The following is a 16,308-nucleotide window of genomic DNA, read 5'->3' as shown; positions in this document are numbered from 1 at the left end:
CTCCGAACGGCCGGAACCACCCGATGTCGCGACAGGAGGCGGTTGTTGACGGGCCGTCGGGCCGGTAAGCGTTTGCACCCGGTGGTGCCGGTGGGCGACGGGCGCGGACCGCGGTACCGACCGGGCCCCGCATGACGGGACGTCACCTACGGTAAGGCCGGAGGGGGTTCTCGGGTGGCGCGGCCGATCGGTGCGGGAGTTCCGCTCCCCGATAGGATCCCGCTCGGGTCCTGATCATCGGTCATGGCCCAACGACTCCCGAAATAAAGGGAATTCATCCGGCCGTGCCGGGCGGCGGCACCAGTGTTCCCGTCGGCGGCCGGAACGCCCGGAACACCGAACGAGGGGAGAGCCAGTCGTGCGTGGAGGCAGCGTCGCCGTCGTCGGCGGCAGCATCGCGGGGTGCGCGGCGGCTCTGGCCGCCTCCCGCGGCGGGGCCGAGCGGATCACCGTTCTGGAACGTGCCGACGACCGGCTCCGCGACCGGGGGGTGGGCATCGCCCTCCACGCCGATCGGTACGACGAGCTGCGGGAGGCCGGGTACGTGGCGCCCGAGATGCCCTGGGCGCCGCTGACCCGGCGCGTGTGGAGCGTGCGGGACGGGGAGGCGGACCACGGCCGGATCGTCGGCGAGCAGCCGTTCCCCTTCCGCGCCTACAGCTGGGGGTCGCTGTGGAGCGAGCTGCGCCGCCGGGTGCCCGAGGGGGTCGCCTACCGCTCCGGCGCGGTGGTCACCGGGGTCGAGCCCGACGCCGACGGCGTGACGCTGCGGCTCGCGGACGGGTACGAGGAGCGCTTCGACGCCGTGATCGGGGCGGACGGTTACCGATCCGTCGTCCGCGAGGCCATGTTCCCCGGTGCGGCCGCCGCGTACGCCGGATACATCGGCTGGCGGGGGACCTCGTCGGAGGTCGCGGACCTCCCATCGGACGGCCTCGACGCGCACAACATCGTTTTCCCCGGCGGCCATTGCATGATCTACCGCATCCCGGACGGCCGCGGCGGGCACCGGCTCAACTGGGTGCTCTACACCGCGCCCCCCGAGGCGGACGGCCTCCACCCCGACCTCCGGACCCCCACCTCGCTGCCGCCGGGGCGGCTCAACTCCCGGCTCACCGAGCGGCTTCGCGCCCTGGTGGCCGACAACTTCCCCCCGTACTGGGCCGCCAGGGTCCTGCGCACCCCCGCCGAGACCACCTTCATCCAGCCCATCTACGACCTGGAGGCGCCGCACTACGCCTCCGGGCGGATGGCCCTCGTCGGCGACGCCGCCAGCGTCGCCCGGCCGCACATCGGCGGCGGCAGCGTGAAGGCGCTCCAGGACGCCACGGCGCTGGAGGCCGCCTGGGCGGCTGGGGGCGGTTGGCAGGAGGTCCTGGAGCGTTACGACGCCGGACGCGGGCCGGTCGGGGCCGCGATGGTCGCGCTCGGCCGCCGGATGGGCCACGCGCAGGTCGAGAACACCCCCGACTGGACCGCCATGGAGCAGTCCGGGTTCGACGCCTGGTGGCAGGAGCAGAACAGCGGCTCCGACCGGCGCAGCGGCTTCGGCGGCCACAGCATGAAGGCCGGGTAGGAGCGGAGGGCCTCGGGCGGGCCCCCCGGGGCCCGTCCGTACCGGACGCGTGCTGCTCAGCCTCCCGGCCCCGCGCCCGCCGCCGTCAGCTCCAGCGCCGCGTGCAGCGCGGTGGCGTCGGCGCGGGCGTCCTCCCCGGCCAGGCGCAGCGTCGTCCGCCCCGAGGTGAGGACGGTGAGGGCGTCGGCGCACTCGACGGCCTGGGCGGGGCTGGGGGAGACCAGCAGGACGGCGAGCCCCTCGGCCGCCAGCGTCCCCACCAGCTCGTGCACCTGCCGTACCAGGACGGGCGCGAGGCCCTCGGTCGGCTCGTCGAGCAGCAGCACCCGCGGGGAGCCGAGCAGCGCCCGGGCCAGCGCCAGCATCTGCTGCTCGCCGCCGGACAGCTCCGCCCCCCGGTTGCCCAGCCGCTCGCCCAGCCGGGGGAGCAGCGTGAGGACCCGCGCCGGGGTCCAGAGGCCGGGGCGTGCGGTGTCGCCCCGGCGCGGCGGACGGTGGGACAGCCGCAGGTGCTCCTCCACCGTGAGCCCGGCGAACACCCGGCGGCCCTGCGGCACGAGCCCGATCCCGGCCCGTGCGATCCGGTGCGCCGGCTGCCCGGTCACCTCCCGGCCGTCGACGCGTACGGTTCCGGAGCTCGGGCGCATCAGCCCGGCGACGGTGTGGACGAGGGTGGTCTTGCCCGCGCCGTTGTGGCCGACGACGGCGTGCACCGTGCCGGCGGCGACCGCCAGGTCGAGGCCGTGGAGGACGGTGCCGCCGTGGTAGCCCGCGGTCAGGCCGGTGAGTTCGAGCATCGGGCGTCGGTCACCCTCTCGCGTCGGTGGGGGACGGGCAGACGGTCGGGACGGCCTCGGCTCCGTCCGGGCCCGAGGCCGGACCGGCTCCGTCCGGGGCCGCGCCGGGGCCTGTGCCGTGGTACGCCGTGCGGACCTCGGGACGGGCCAGCACCTCCCGCGTCGGACCGGTGGCGAGCACCTTTCCGGCGGCCAGCACCGTGGTGGTGGAGGCGAGCCGGGCGACCACGTCGACGTGGTGCTCCACCAGGACGACCGCGACGCTCGACGGCATACCTCCGACGATGTCGAGCAGCCGGCCGATGTCGGTGTCGGTCAGCCCCGCCGCCGGCTCGTCCAGGAGCAGCAGGCGGGGCTCGCCCGCCAGCGCGGCGGCGATGTCGAGCATGCGGCGCTGCCCGTGCGAGAGCGTGGCGGCCGGCCGGTGGGCGAGCTCCGCGAGACCGACCCTCTCCAGGTGGCGGGCGGCGGACTTCCGGTGCAGCCGGTAGCGGGAGGGCCTGCGCCAGGCCCCGCGGCGCTGCGGATGGTGCGGCCAGCCGGCCAGGACGACATTGTCGAGCACCGACAACTCGGCGATGACCGAGGGCTGCTGGAAGCTCCGGGCGATACCCAGCCGACTGCGCCTGGCCGTCGCCGCAGAGGTGACGTCGACGCCGTCCAGGGTGATCGTGCCCCGGTCGGGCCGGTCCGTGCCCGCGATCAGGTTGAGCAGGGTGGTCTTGCCCGCCCCGTTGGGACCGATGACGGCGTGCCGGGCGCCCGGCGTGAGACGCAGGCTCACGTCGTCCACGGCGGTGAGCGTTCCGTACCTGCGGGTGAGGCCGGTGAGGACGAGGACCGAAGGCGCCGCCGCGGGCGGTGCGGGTGTCATGAGGAGACCTTCCCGGCGGGGTTGGGAGCGGGCGGTGGGGGGTGCCGTTCCCCGGGCCGGGCGGCCGCCCCCGGAGCGGCGGGGGCGGCCGGTGCACCGGGAGCCCACGCGTCATCCGGGGCGTCAGGGGTACCGGGAACGCCCGGAGCGCCGGGAGCCCCCGGGGCCCCCGGATCGACCGGCCTCCGCGGCGGCGGACCGTCCCCGCCGCCGCGCAGCCCCGCCAGGCCGCGCGGCAGCAGGTAGACGGTCGCCACGAAGAGCACACCGAGGAGCAGCGGCCCGTGGCCGGGCCAGGAACCGGCGACCCAGTCCCGGGTGGCGACGATGAGCCCCGCCCCGAGCAGCGCGCCGACCACCGACGTCGTGCCGCCGATGACCACCGCCAGCAGCGCGAACGCGGCGATCTCGAACCCGACGTCGGCGGGGGCGAGGTACTGCTGCACGGTCACCATCAGCGAACCGGCCACACCGGCCAGCGCGCCCGCCCCGACGTGGGCCACCAGGAGGTAGCGCCCCACCGGGTGCCCGGAGGCGCGCATCCGGGCCTCCGCGCCCCGCGCGCCGGTGAGCAGCTTCCCGGCCGGGGAGCGCAGGACGAGCAGGGTCAGCGCGACCGCGACGACGGCGACGACGAGCGCGTAGGTGTACAGCTCGCCCTCCTCCACCATCCCCTCCCCGCCCCAGAGCGCCTGCGTGGCCGGGAAGCCGACGAGCCCGTCGGCCCCGCCGGTGACGGACTTGAGCTGGTTGACGACCGCGCCGGTCAGCTCCCCGATCGCGAGCGTGATCATCAGGACGGTGGTACCGCGCGCCCGGACCACCGCGGGCCCCACCACCGCGGCGAAGACGGCGGCGGCCAGCGCGGAGAGCACGATCTGGACCGGGCCCAAGGTCCACCCGGCGTCCGCGAGGTTGGCGGTGGCGTACGCGCCGACGGCGAACGGCGCGGTCTGCCCGAGAGTGGGCAGACCGGCGTAACCGGTGAGAACGGTGACGCTGACCGCGAGCAGCCCCAGGGCCAGGGCGGAACCGGCGAGGGAGATGCTGTACGGGTCCAGCAGGGCGGGCAGCGCGATCAGCACCGCGAGCAGGACGAGCAGCGGCGCCGCCCGCCGCGCCACGGGCCCGCCCGGCAGCCGGCCGGCCCACCCGGGCCGGCGGCTCGCGCTCCCGCGGAGGGCGAAGCCGCTCCGGGCCGCGCCCGACCCCGGTCCCGCGGGGGAAGCCCCCGCCGCCGTCACCGTTCCCACCGTCTCGCGCGGCCGTCCGCGCAGCCGGGCGGCGAGACGGGCCCGGAGCCGGGCCACCGGGTCCGGGGCGGGGCTTTCGGGGCCGTGCGCCGCCGCCGGCTCCGTGAACCGGGAGCGCAGCACCAGCACCGCCGCCATCGCGGCGAAGAGCAGGTACGGCGCCAGCGCGGGCGCCAGCGCGACGCCCAGCGTCTGCACCTCGCCCACCGCCACCGCCGCCGCGAGCGTCGCCCACAGCGAGCGCAGCCCGCCGAGCACGACCACCACGAGCGACAGCATCAGCACGTTCTCGGAGGTACCGGGCCCGGGGCCGATGATCGGCGCCCCGAGCACACCCGCCGCCCCCGCCAGCGCGCCCGCCGCCGCGAGGACGCCGGTGTGCACCGCCCGGGGGCTGCGGCCGGTGGCCGCGAGCATCTGCGGGTCGTCGGCGGCGGCCCGTACCGCCGCGCCCATCCGGGTCCGGGTCAGCACCCAGGTGCCGAAGGCCGCGAGCACCACGGCCATCACGATGAAGCAGAGCCGGTACGCCGGGTAGCGGTGCCCCAGCAGCGTCACCGAGGAGTCGAGCGCCTCGGGGACGCGGACGGGGAGTTCGTCCGCCCCGAAGAGCTGGATGAGCAGATCGCCGCCGATCAGAGCGAGCCCGAAGGTCAGCAGCGCCTGCGCCAGATGCCCACGCCGGGCGAGCGGAGCCGTCGCGGCGGAGAGGGCCGCCCCGGCTCCGCACGCCGCCGCGGTCCCGGCGGCCAGGCCCAGGGCCAGGCCGCCCCAGGTGCCGTCGCTCAGCTCGGCCCCCGTGTAGGCGCCGATCGCGTACAGCGTGCCGTGCGACAGGTTCAGCACCCCGGCCGTGCCGAAGGCGAGGCTCAGCCCGGCGGCGACCACGAACAGCAGCAGCCCGAAGGCCACCCCGTCCACCGCCGGTACGAGGTGGGCGTCGAGGAGATCCACGTCAGCTGCCGAGGGTCGCCAGGTCCTGGACCATCACGTTCGCCAACCGGGCGCCGTCCGGCCGCACCTGGCGCAGGTACCACGTCTGGACGGGGGAGTGCGCCTTGTCGCCGAACTCCCAGGCGCCGCGCGGGCTGTCGATCTGGCCGAGCCCGGCGATGGCCTTGTTGATGGTCTGCGGCGTCACGTCGCCGTCCTTCGCCGCGTCCGCGATCGCCTTGTCCAGCACGGCGGCCGCGTCGTACGAGGCCATCGCGTAGGTGGTGGGCTGCGTGTCGTGCTCCGCCGTCCAGTCGGCGGCGAACTTCCGGTTCGCCTCGTTGTCCAGGTCGGCCGCGTAGTTGAGCACGGAGTAGATGTCCTTCGCCGCCGGGCCCTGTGCCTGGAGCACGCTGCCCTCGGTCACGAAGGCCGTGTACAGCGGAAGGTCGGCGATGTCCGACTGGGCGTACTGCTTGGCGAAGTCGATCGCCGCCTTGCCCGCGTAGAAGCAGTAGACGGCCTCGGCGTCCGTCTTGGCGATCTCCGCGAAGTACGGCATGAAGTTGGTCGTCTTCGGGAACGGCGTCCAGGTGGTCTTGCCGCCGGGGTTGGCGAGCTTGCCCTTGATCCGCTCGAACTCATCGGTGAAGCCGCGCAGTTCGTCGTGGCCGCCCTGGTAGTCCGGTCCGATCGCGTAGACCGGGCCGTCGACCTTCTCCTTGATGTACGGGGCGATGGCCCGGCCCGGTTCGTCGGACAGGAAGCTCGTCGTCCAGACGTACTCGATGTCCTCGACCGGCGGCCGGGCGTTCGATCCGAGCAGGGGGATCTTCGCCTGCTGGATCAGCGGCAGCACCGCGTTGACCGAACCGCCCCCGACGAGGCCGGTCAACACGTCGACCTTGTCCTTCTTGACCAGTTTGGTGGCGGCGGGGACGGCGGTCGGCGGGCCGTCGCCCTCGTCCGCCACGATCAGTTCGACCTTGCGGCCGCCCAACGTGCCTCCGTGGGTGTCCAGATACAGCTTGAAGCCGTCCCGCAGCTCCGTGCCGACCGGCTCGTAGGTGCCGGACAGGGAGGCCACCAGGCCGACCTTCACGGTGTCGTCGGAGGCGCCGCCGCCACCGCTGCAACCGGTGGCGGCGGCCAGGCCGAGGGCGAGCGCGGCGGCGCCGGCCGGCCGGAGCCCGGCTCTGCGGCGGCGGGGGCTGGAGGGGGCGAAGGGGAACATGAGGGCTCTCATCGGGGGTCGGAGGTCCCGGCACACGGGGGTGCGCCGGGGGCGTCGGTGGTGCGGAGAGGGGCGGTCGGGGACCGGCGGGGCGGAGCCGTCCGTCAGCGCGGTGCGGAGGCGCCGGCGTCGCGCACCTGGGGGGAGAGCGAGTCGCCGACCTGGTTGATCAGCTCGGACATCATGTAGCTGACCTCGCCGATGTCCGCGTCCCGGGTGGTGGTGACGAGCAGCGAGGCTCCGCTGGAGACCGCCATCGAGAACATGTACCCGCCCTCCATCGCGGTGAGGCTGTGTTCCACCGGATCGGTGTCGGTCAACTGGGCTGCCGCGGACAGCAGGTTGACGACGCCGGACGCGATGGCGGCCAGCCGCTCGGCGTCGTCGCGTTCCACGCCCGTGTACGCCAGCGCGAGTCCGTCCACGGACACGGCTATCGCCTGGGTGACTTCCGGAAGGCGCCCGGCGAAATCGCTCAGGATCCAGCTCAGGTCGGAGGAGGTGGTCATGGTTCGGTCCGTTCGGTGGTGTCGTCCGGGGCGGAACGCCCCCGGTGGTTCGTGCTCCGGTTGATCCCCTGGGCGTAGGCCGCCAGTACGTCGGAGACCTGCCGGGAGTCCCGGCGGCGGGGCGAGGGGCGGGGGGAGCCGCCGCCGGGGCGCTGTTCGGCCCCGTCCCGCCGGCCCGCGGTGGGCCACTGCTGCGGTGCTCGGCGCTGCCGCACGGGCAGCCCCGAGGGGCTGACCCCGGCGACCCGGGACGCCGGCTCGTCGTGCACGGGGTGCGGTGCGGGCGTGGCGCCGTGCTCCCGGTCCCGCGTGGAGCCGTCACGGGGCCCGGCGTGGCCGGGCGGGCCTGCCGGGCCTCCGCCGCCCGGAGCACCGGCCCCGGACGCGCGGGCGCCGGTACCGACGCCCGCGCCGATGCTCCTGCCGCCGATGCCCGCGCCGGGGCCGGGGCCCGCCGCCGTGCCCGTACCGGCCTCCGCGCCCACCGGGGCGCCGTCGCGGTCCGGGCGCGCGTTCGTACGGCCCGGCCGCCGACGGGCCCGGGGCCCCGGCTCGGTGGCCGGTCGGGACGAGGCGGACCCGGCATGGTCGCCGTACCCGCCCGAGGGGGGTTCCTCGGCCTCCGTGAAGTCCGTGGCCAGCACCTTCGCGGGCAACGTGACCTCGGCGATGGTGCCCGGGCCCGAGGAGTCGCGCAACTCGACAACGATGCCATGGCGGGCCGCGAGCCGGGCCACCACGTGCAGGCCCATGGACCGTACGTCCCCGATGCCCGCCTGCGGCTCGCGCAGCGCCGCGTTGTGGACCGCCCGGCGCTCCGGCGCGATGCCCACGCCCTCGTCGACGATCTGCACGACGGCCCGGTCCCACAGCCGCCAGACGGCGACCCCGACCTGCTTGTCCGGGGGCGAGTACCGGGTGGCGTTGTCGAGCAGCTCCGCCAGGATGTGCGCCACGTCGTGCACGGCGCGGGCGGTGACGCCGATCCCCGACTCGATCACACCGAGCGAGACGCGGTCGAACCGCTCGATCTGCTGGGCGGCCGCCATGATGACGGTGGAGCACCCGACATCGGCGGAGCGCACCCGGGCGTTCCCGTAACCGCCCAGCACCAGGAGGTTGTTGGTGTTGCGCTCCATGCGGACGGCCAGGTGGTCGAGTGCGAAGAGGGCCTTCATGCGCAGGGGGTCGGCCTCATCGCGCTGCACCGTGTCCAGTTCGGAGACCATGACCGCGGTCAACCGGGCCCCACGGCGGGCGACACCGACCAGGGTCTCGGCCAACTTCTCGTGTGTCTGCGCCTGTTGGGCGGCGAGACGGACGGCCTCGTGGTGGACGGCGTTGAACGCCTCGCCGACCTCGCCGATCTCGTCCCGGCCCGTGGTCCTGACCGGATCCCCGGAGCGCTGCGCCACCTCCTCGGGCGTCGCGCCGCGCAGGGCGCCGGGCCGGGAGAGTTCGTTCATCACGGCGGGCAGCCCGGAGTGGGCGACCTCGTGCGCGGCGTTGCGCAGATCGCGCAGCCGCCGGAGCATGACGCGCCCCAGCCGGATCGCCACGACCACGACGCCGACCAGGGTCAGCACCACCAGCCCGACTTCCGCGGCTGCCGTCCGGACGAGGGTGGCACGGACGTCGGAGACCTGGGCGAGGACGGCCGCGTCGACCCGCTTCTCCACCGAACGCAGCAGCTCCTGCCGGTCCTCGGCGGCCTCCTGCCACCGCTCCGGGGTGACGGTGATCTCCCGGCCGGTCCCCGTGCGTCCGATCTCGTCCTCGAGGCGCCGGGCCTCCAGGGCCTCGGCTCCGGAAAGGGTCCGCTCCAGCCAGCTCCGCCACTCGCCGGGACCGAGGTCGTACAGGACGCCGATCGACTCGGTGTAGCCCATCCGGCCGGCGTCGAAGGTCCGCTGCGAGGCGGTGGTGAAGCCGCCCGCGGCCTGCGCCCGCCCGACGGTGACCTGCTGCTGGGCCGTGTGTTCGGCGGCCTCGGACAGGGCGGCTGCGGCGCGGATGCGGTCCGCGATGCCGGCGTCCACCCCGTCCGCCTGGGCGATGCCGTCCCGGTAGCCGTTCAGATCGGCGATCACGATGCGATAGCCGAAGGCGAGGGCGGAGACGGTGCTGCTTCCGGAACGCACCTGGGCGCGCAGTCCGGGCATCTCCTCGACGAAGCGCTCGATCCGGCGCAGGGCGCCCTCGGCGCTGCCGGGAACGGCGGTGAGCCCCTTCGTCCCGCCGCGGAAGCGGGCGACGCTCCGGTCGGTCTCGTCGGTGCGCAGCCGGAAGGTCTCCGCGCTTCCCTGCCCGGAGACCAGGGCGGTGGCCGCCGCCCGTTCACGTTGTAATCGGTAGGTCAAGTCGGCTGCTCCGTCAGCGACTTCGATCATCGAGGTCAGCCGCCCGGCCTGGATCGCCTGGTCGGTGGCGGGCACGAGGGCCAGAACCGAGAAGGCGACGGCCACGGTGAGCGGGGCGCTGACGAGAAGGACGAGGCGACGTTTGATTTTCACCGCGCGGCTCCGTCGCCGGAACCGGGCTTGTGTATCGGGGGCACGCAGATACCTGTCAACGGGGGGGTGGGGGGTGGCGGTACATCCGTATGAGCGGGGGGAGTTGGGGCGGATGGGGCGGAGGGTGCCCCTGTGGCCCGACATGATCCTATGCCGAAGTGAGCCCCCGCGGACGGGTGAATCCCCGAAAAAATCTGTGCAGCCTGCGCGCAAGGGTGGCCTGATTGCGCTCTCAAGTGTCCATAAAACAAAGGCCCTTGGGGCCGACGGTCGCGGCGGGCCGTCGCGGGGGCCGGGCCGGACCGGGCCGTACGCGGTGGTTCCGTCCCCTGGGGACGGGTCCGACTGCTGCCGTGGAGCGGTACTCGTGCGGTTCTCCGCCCGTCTCCCCGGGGAACCGGGCGGAGAGCACCGCCCGGCGGCGCGCGATGGGGGCCGCCGGGCCGGAAGCCGGGCGGGGGTCAGTCGTCGAGGGCGCCCATGACCTTGCCGAGGTCGACGAACTTGAAGTTGGTCGAGTCCCGGTCGCCGTCGCCGGGGGCGTCGTGTCCGTCCTGGACGACGAGGAGGCCGTCGGGGTACGCGGAGCCGAGCGGGGCGTTGAGGACCGCGGCGCCGTCGCACTCCTCGGAGCCGTCGAGGGCGTCGTCGGCACCGGCGACCCGGAAGCCGCCCTCGTACTCGTTGGCGTCCTCCAGCTCGCGGTCGTAGGCGGCGAAGGTGTTGTCGCCCTGGCTGGAGGCGAGGAGGTAGCCGTCGCCGTCAGGCTCGGTGAGCAGCGTCAGACCCTCGACGTCCGCCGAGATCTTCGTGCCGCCGAAGCCGGGGTCGGCGCCCGGCGCGCACTCCTCGGTCTCCTCGTCGTAGACGCCCGGGACGCCGTACTCGCGGACCTTGTCGATCAGCTTCGGCGTGCCGGTGAGATCGGCGCGCATCCGCCAGATGCCGACGTCCTCCTGACCGGCGTAGAGCGTGCCGTTGGCCGGGTCGACGACCATCCCCTCGACCTGGGGCAGCTCGCCGGGCTCGCCGCACGGCGACCAGGAGGCGCCGTTGGGCAGCCGGAAGGAGGAGGGCAGGTCCAGGGTGCGGACCTTGCGGTAGGTGACCTTGCCGTCCGCGGTCGGCAGCAGTTCCAGCAGGGCGATGCTGGTGCGTTCGCGACGGCTGACCAGGGCATAGGACTTCCCGGTCGCCGGGTCCGTCCAGGCCGCCAGACCGTAGGCGGTCCGCTGGTCGTTGACCTCGGCCTGGTCGCGGGAGAACACGGGCGGCGCGGTGGGGTCGGTGACGTCGGTCAGCGGCCCGCCGACGCGGTCGCGGTCGATGCGGTGGAAGCGCAGCCGGTCGTGGCCCCGGTCGCTGGTGACGGCCAGGTCGGCCTTGCCCGAGGAGAGCCGCAGCCCGTGGACGAGGTCCACGTTGTTGAAACGGCCCGGCGCGTCGTCCTCGCCCGCGGCGGGGGGCGCGGCTATCGCCTGCACCAGGCGCGCTTGGAGGTCGTAGACGCGCAGGCCCCCCTCCTTGGCGGTGGCGATGACGAGGCTGCGGCCGGGAGCCGCGGCGTTGCGCCAGATGGCGGGGTCGTCCGCGTCGGCGTTGCCGCCCTCGTCGTCGTCGTGCAGCACCGGCGTCTCCGCGCGCGGGGCGACGGCCGGCAGCGCATCGCCGGAAACGCGATGACGGCCCTCGGCCCGGGCCGGTGCGGCCAGGGCCGCCGCCGCCAGGGCGGTGGTCACGGCCAGCACGGCCGACCGGACGATCATGGAGTGAGTCACGCTGGTCTCCTCTAAAAGGGGGACGGTCCCGCGAGAGAGTGATCCCTCTTCGTGTCGGCACGGCGGCCGCCGACCGACCGGTGGCCCCGCCTCCTGTGTACAGCGGGTGAACGCCGTGCCGGGCGGCGGAGCGTACGCCGGGGACGGAGGCCGACCGGGCCGCACCCGGCCACCGCTCCTTCCTGACCGACGGGACGGACGCCCGTCGGATGAACGTGGCGGCCCGGCCCGCGGTCGGCCCCGGTGAACACCCGGTGGGCGCTCCTTCTCCGCGAGGCCGGCCGTCCCGCCCGGAAGCGGTCCGCGACCCGTCAGCCCTGCGACTTCACCGCATCCGTCGAAGCCGTGTCCGTCGAAGCCGCGTCCGTCGAAGCCGCGTCCGCCGCGGCCTGCGGTTCGCCGCCGATGGCTCCGACGTGCCGCAGGACGACGGCGGACAGGACCGACAGGACCACCGTGCACGCCGCGGCCACGATCATCGCGGTGTTCATGCCGGAGGTGGCGGCCTCCTTGGCGAGGTCGAGCCACCCGGCGGGCATCCGCTCGGCCGAGGCGACGGCTCCGGCGAGGCTGTCCCCCGCGGAGTCCGCCACGTCCGACGGGGTGCCGGCGGGGATCTCGTCGTCGATCCGGTCGCGGTAGACCGCGGTCGCCAGGCTGCCCAGGATCGCCACGCCGAGCGCGAGGCCGAGTTCCTGCACGGTCTCCGACATCGCCGAGGCCGAGCCCGCCTTCTCCGGCGGCGCCGCCCCGACCACCAGGTCCGTGCCCAGGGCCGCGATCGTCCCGAGTCCGAGGTAGACCAGGCCGAATCCGGCGACCATCAGGGCGACGCCGCCCGAGGGGCCCACCAGGGCCAGCAGGACGTACCCGACCGTGGACAGCGCCAGGGCGGCCGCCACCACGAGACCCGGCGGCACCCGCCGCGCGACCAGGGGCGAGCCGATCGCGGCCAGGAACATCAGCAGGGCGGGCGGGCCCATCCACAGCCCCGCCTCGACCGGCTGCAGCCCCTCCACGAACTGGAGCTGCCGGGTGATCAGCAGCATCGAGCCGCCCACGCCGACGAGACCGACGAGCAGCACGCTCAGCGCGGAGCTGAACGTCCGATCGGCGAAGAGGCGCACATCCAGCAGCGGACTCTCCAGCTTGCCCTGCCGGCGGACGAACACCACCGCGAAGACCACGCCGATCACCGCGGCGGCGATCATCGGCAGATCGAAGCCGTCCTTGGCGAAGCGCTTCACCGCGTAGACCACCGGCAGGATCGCCAGAAGCGACAGCGCCACGCCGAGCAGGTCGAACCTGCCGCTCCGCGGCGCCGAGTACTCGGGGATCAGGAGCGGCGCGGTCACCAGCAGCACGAGCGAGACCGGCACCGCCAGGAGGAACACCGAGCCCCACCAGAAGTGGTCCAGCATCACTCCGCCGACCACCGGGCCGAGCGCCATGCCGAGCGCGAAGCTGGTGGCCCAGACACCGATCGCCAGGGAGCGCTGCCGCTGGTCGGCGAACATATTGCTGATCAGCGCCAGCGTGGACGGCATCAGCGTGGCACCGGCGACCCCGAGGGCCGCCCGCGCGGCGATGAGCATGTCGGCACTGGTGGCGTAGGCCGCCAGCACCGAGACGATCCCGAAGGCCGCCGCCCCGACCATCAGCAGCCGACGGCGGCCGATCCGGTCACCCAGCGTGCCCATGGTGAGCAGGAAACCGGCGATCAGGAACCCGTAGGCGTCCATGATCCACAGCTCTTGGGTGCCGGAGGGGCGCAGGTCCTCGGCCAGCGAGGGGAGGGCCAGGTACAGCACGGTGACGTCGAGGCCCAGCAGTACGGTGGGCAACGAGAGGACGGCCAGCCCTCCCCACTCCCGGGTTCCCGCTTTGCCCACGGTCGTTGTGCTCATGGAACTCCCTGCCTTTTCCGGATCGCCGACATGAGACCGCCACCGTGCCGCCCTCCACGCACGGTTTCCTGAGGGTCGGGCGCCGATAGACTGCGGCCATGCGTTACGGGGTGCTCGGCCCGCTGGCCGTCTGGGACGCGGAGGGGCGGCCGGTCAGGGTTCCCGAAGCGAAGGTGCGCGCCCTGCTGGCGGACCTGCTCGTCCACGGCGGCGGGCCGGTTCCGGCGGACCGCCTCATCGAGGACCTGTGGGCGAGCAGCCCGCCGGGCGGCTCCACCAACACCCTGCAGACCAAGATCTCCCAGCTGCGCCGGGTGCTGGGCCGGGATCAGGTGATCCGCGAACCCGCCGGCTACCGGCTGCTCCTCGCGGACGACGCGGTCGACGCCCTGAGGTTCCAGGAGCTCGCCGCCCGCGCCCGCGTCCACCGGGAACCGGCGGTGAAGGCGGACCTGTTCGCCGACGCGCTCGCCCTGTGGCGGGGCCCGGCCTACGCGGACGTGGCCGAGTCGCTGTTCGCCCGCGGTGAGACCGCCCGGCTGGAGGAGCTGCGCCTGGCCGCCGTCGAGGACCACGCCGAAGTCCGGCTCACCCTGGGCGAGCACACCGCGCTGGCGGCGGAGCTGGGCGCGCTGGTGGCGCGGTATCCGCTGCGCGAGCGGCTGCGCACGGCGCACATGCGCGCCCTCTACCGCTCCGGGCGGCAGGGCGACGCGCTGCAGAGCTTCCAGGAGCTGCGCCGGGAACTGGCGGAGGAGCTGGGGGCCTCGCCCGGTCCGGACGCGGCCGCGCTGCACGAGGCGATCCTGCGCCAGGAGCCGCAGCTGGCCGCACCGGCGCTCGGGTCGCGGTCGTGCCGGACGAACCTGCCCGCCCCGCTGACCCCGCTGATCGGCCGACGCGAGGCGGCCGCGCAGGTGCTGGCCCGGCTGGACCCCGGCGCGACCACCCGTCTCGTCACCCTCACCGGCCTCGGCGGGGTGGGCAAGACACGGCTTGCGGTGGCCGCGGCGGGCGACGCGGCCGGGCAGTACACCGACGGGGTGTGGCTGGTCGAGTTGGCCGGGCTGGGCGCCGCCTCCGAGCCGGACGACATCGCCGAACGCGTCATCACGACGCTGGGCCTGTGCGACACGGCGGCGACCGAACCGGACCTGGACGACCTGGTGGGCTGGCTGTGCCGGGCGGTGGCCGACAAGCAGCTGCTGATCCTGCTGGACAACTGCGAGCACCTCGTCGAGTCGGTCGCCCGGCTCGCCACGTCCCTGCTGTCGGCCGTGCCGGCGGCCCACCTCCTGCTCACCAGCCAGGAGGCCCTGGACATCCCCGGCGAGGTGGTGCACCCGGTGCCGCCGCTGGCGCTGCCGGAGCACACCGATCCGGGGACGGTCGCCCGGTCCAGCGCCGTCGAACTGTTCGTGCAGCGGGCCGCGGCCGCGGCGCCCGGCTTCGTCCTGGACGCGGGCAACGCGGCCGCGGTCTCCACCGTCTGCCGCCGCCTCGACGGTATTCCGCTCGCCCTGGAACTCGTCGCGTCCCGGCTGCGGACGCTGAGCCCGCAGGAGCTCGCCGCCCGGCTGGACGACCGGTTCGCCCGGCCCGACGTACGGGTGCGCGGCCTCCCGGACCGCCAGCGGACCCTGCGGGGCATGCTCGACTGGAGCTGGCAGCTGTTGACGCCGGACGAACGCACCGTGCTGCGCCGCCTGGTCGTGCACGCCGACGGCTGCGTCATGCCCTTTGCCCAAGCGGTCTGCGCCGACGCGGAACTGCCCGCCGAGCGGATTCCCGACCTGCTCTCCCGGCTGGTGGACCGCTCACTGGTGGTCCGTGAGGGCGACCGGTTCCGCCTGCTGGAATCGGTGGCCGCCCACTGCGCCGAGCGGCTGGCGGAGGCAGGTGAGGAGGACGCCGTACGCGCGCGCTTCGTGCGGCACTGCACCGAGTGGGCCGAGCGCGAGGGCGAGCGGCTGCGCGGCCCGGACCAGCGGTGCTCCCTGGGACGCCTCAACGCGGAGACCGTCAACCTGCGCCGCGCCCTGGACCTCGCGGTCGCCCGGGACTCCGCCGGGTACGCGGTACGGCTGGTGAACGCGCTGGCCTGGTACTGGTTCCTGCGCGGGCGGTTCCCCGAGGCCCGCAGGTCGCTGCGGACGGCGCTGGCGGCCGACGTCGGCGCCGCCCCGGCGGCGCGCCTGACGGCACGGGCCTGGCTGGCCGGCGTCGAACTGCGCACCTCGCAGGCCGACGCCGTACCCGGCCCGGCGGACGAGGACCCCACCGCCGGGATCGAGGACCCGGTGGTGAAGGCCCGGCTCCAGTGGTTCGTGGGCACCGGGCTGACCGGCCGCGGCCACCACCGCGAGGGGCGACGGCTGGTGGAGGCCGGCCTGGCCGGCGCCCGCGCCGCCCGGGACCGCTGGGGCGAGGCCGCGGCCCTGGTGGAGCTGGCGAGCCACGGCCCGGCCCGGGACGGGTCCGCGGAGCTGGGCGCCGCGCTGTTCCGCGAGGTCGACGACGGCTGGGGCCGGCTCCGGGCCACCCGGTCCCTGGCCCTCGCGGCCGAACGCGGGGGCGACCGCGCACGGGCCGAACGGCTGCACCGCGAGGGCCTCCTGATGGCCGAGGAGCTCGGCCTGTGGACCGAGGCCGTCGAGACGCTGATCTCCCTCGGCAGGGCCGCGCTGGCGAGCGGCCTCACCGAGCGGGCGACGGAGCTGTACGAGCGCGCGCTGTCCGTGTCGGCCGAACGCGCCTACCACCGGGGCGAGATCCGGGCCGAGATCGGCCTCGGGCACGCCGCACGGCTCCGCGGCGACCGGGACGCCGCCACCTCCCACCTGAACAGGGCCCTGGCCAAGAGCCGGTCCTCGGGCCACGAGACGCACGCCGCGGACGCGCTGGCGGAGCTGGGCCTCCTCGCCCGGGCGTGAC

General features: G+C 74.9%; 10 protein-coding genes. 2 read left to right on the top strand and 8 right to left on the bottom strand.

Annotation, left to right across the window (positions count from 1 at the left end; translation table 11 throughout):
* The first annotated feature begins 358 nt into the window (after window positions 1-358).
* Entirely contained in the window at window positions 359-1,576 is a 1,218-nt protein-coding gene (locus tag ACH4K1_RS06405; RefSeq protein ID WP_398087180.1) for an FAD-dependent monooxygenase, read from the top strand.
* 56 nt (window positions 1,577-1,632) lie between these two features.
* Here ACH4K1_RS06405 and ACH4K1_RS06400 read toward each other — a convergent pair whose 3' ends face one another.
* From ACH4K1_RS06400 to ACH4K1_RS06365, 8 genes are all read right to left on the bottom strand, one after another.
* A complete protein-coding gene (locus tag ACH4K1_RS06400) occupies window positions 1,633-2,373 on the bottom strand; it encodes an ABC transporter ATP-binding protein (RefSeq protein ID WP_398087179.1) in 741 nt (246 codons plus the stop codon).
* A gap of 10 nt (window positions 2,374-2,383) precedes the next feature.
* The gene (locus tag ACH4K1_RS06395; RefSeq protein WP_398087177.1) at window positions 2,384-3,247 is read right to left on the bottom strand and encodes an ABC transporter ATP-binding protein; all 864 of its coding nucleotides are present in this window, start codon (window positions 3,245-3,247) and stop codon (window positions 2,384-2,386) included.
* Window positions 3,244-5,454 (bottom strand): branched-chain amino acid ABC transporter permease, encoded by a 2,211-nt coding sequence (locus tag ACH4K1_RS06390; RefSeq protein WP_398087175.1) that lies wholly within the window; start codon window positions 5,452-5,454, stop codon window positions 3,244-3,246. The genes ACH4K1_RS06395 and ACH4K1_RS06390 overlap by 4 nt, the downstream gene beginning before the upstream one ends.
* 1 nt (window position 5,455) lies before the next feature.
* Entirely contained in the window at window positions 5,456-6,667 is a 1,212-nt protein-coding gene (locus tag ACH4K1_RS06385; protein ID WP_398087173.1) for an ABC transporter substrate-binding protein, read from the bottom strand.
* Between the two features lie 104 nt (window positions 6,668-6,771).
* Window positions 6,772-7,176, bottom strand: a complete 405-nt coding sequence (locus ACH4K1_RS06380) for a roadblock/LC7 domain-containing protein (protein WP_145799566.1) — start codon at window positions 7,174-7,176, stop codon at window positions 6,772-6,774.
* Window positions 7,173-9,689 (bottom strand): nitrate- and nitrite sensing domain-containing protein, encoded by a 2,517-nt coding sequence (locus tag ACH4K1_RS06375; RefSeq protein WP_398087171.1) that lies wholly within the window; start codon window positions 9,687-9,689, stop codon window positions 7,173-7,175. The genes ACH4K1_RS06380 and ACH4K1_RS06375 overlap by 4 nt, the downstream gene beginning before the upstream one ends.
* A 461-nt stretch (window positions 9,690-10,150) precedes the next feature.
* Window positions 10,151-11,455 carry a phytase gene (locus ACH4K1_RS06370; protein ID WP_398087456.1) on the bottom strand — a complete coding sequence of 435 codons (1,305 nt, stop codon included), beginning with the start codon at window positions 11,453-11,455 and terminating at the stop codon, window positions 10,151-10,153.
* Window positions 11,456-11,778: 323 nt separating this feature from the next.
* The gene (locus ACH4K1_RS06365) at window positions 11,779-13,374 is read right to left on the bottom strand and encodes an MFS transporter (RefSeq protein ID WP_398087169.1); all 1,596 of its coding nucleotides are present in this window, start codon (window positions 13,372-13,374) and stop codon (window positions 11,779-11,781) included.
* A gap of 98 nt (window positions 13,375-13,472) precedes the next feature.
* Between ACH4K1_RS06365 and ACH4K1_RS06360 the strand changes: the two genes are divergently transcribed.
* The gene (locus ACH4K1_RS06360) at window positions 13,473-16,307 is read left to right on the top strand and encodes a BTAD domain-containing putative transcriptional regulator (RefSeq protein ID WP_398087167.1); all 2,835 of its coding nucleotides are present in this window, start codon (window positions 13,473-13,475) and stop codon (window positions 16,305-16,307) included.
* Window position 16,308 lies beyond the last annotated feature (1 nt).

Origin of the sequence: Streptomyces sp. NPDC017448 (genome assembly GCF_044330565.1) — a bacterium.
In the GTDB taxonomy this organism is placed as follows: domain Bacteria; phylum Actinomycetota; class Actinomycetes; order Streptomycetales; family Streptomycetaceae; genus Streptomyces.
Note: the sequence above shows the minus strand (reverse complement) of the source record. Positions and strands in the feature narration are given on the sequence as shown.

Bases quoted from the DNA above. Each gene is read 5' to 3' on its own strand.
- ACH4K1_RS06365 (WP_398087169.1), bottom strand. From the start codon at position 13,374: ATGAGCACAACGACCGTGGGCAAAGCGGGAACCCGGGAGTGGGGAGGG.
- ACH4K1_RS06360 (WP_398087167.1), top strand. From the start codon at position 13,473: ATGCGTTACGGGGTGCTCGGCCCGCTGGCCGTCTGGGACGCGGAGGGG.
- ACH4K1_RS06380 (WP_145799566.1), bottom strand. From the start codon at position 7,176: ATGACCACCTCCTCCGACCTGAGCTGGATCCTGAGCGATTTCGCCGGG.
- ACH4K1_RS06400 (WP_398087179.1), bottom strand. From the start codon at position 2,373: ATGCTCGAACTCACCGGCCTGACCGCGGGCTACCACGGCGGCACCGTC.
- ACH4K1_RS06370 (WP_398087456.1), bottom strand. From the start codon at position 11,455: ATGATCGTCCGGTCGGCCGTGCTGGCCGTGACCACCGCCCTGGCGGCG.
- ACH4K1_RS06395 (WP_398087177.1), bottom strand. From the start codon at position 3,247: ATGACACCCGCACCGCCCGCGGCGGCGCCTTCGGTCCTCGTCCTCACC.
- ACH4K1_RS06385 (WP_398087173.1), bottom strand. From the start codon at position 6,667: ATGTTCCCCTTCGCCCCCTCCAGCCCCCGCCGCCGCAGAGCCGGGCTC.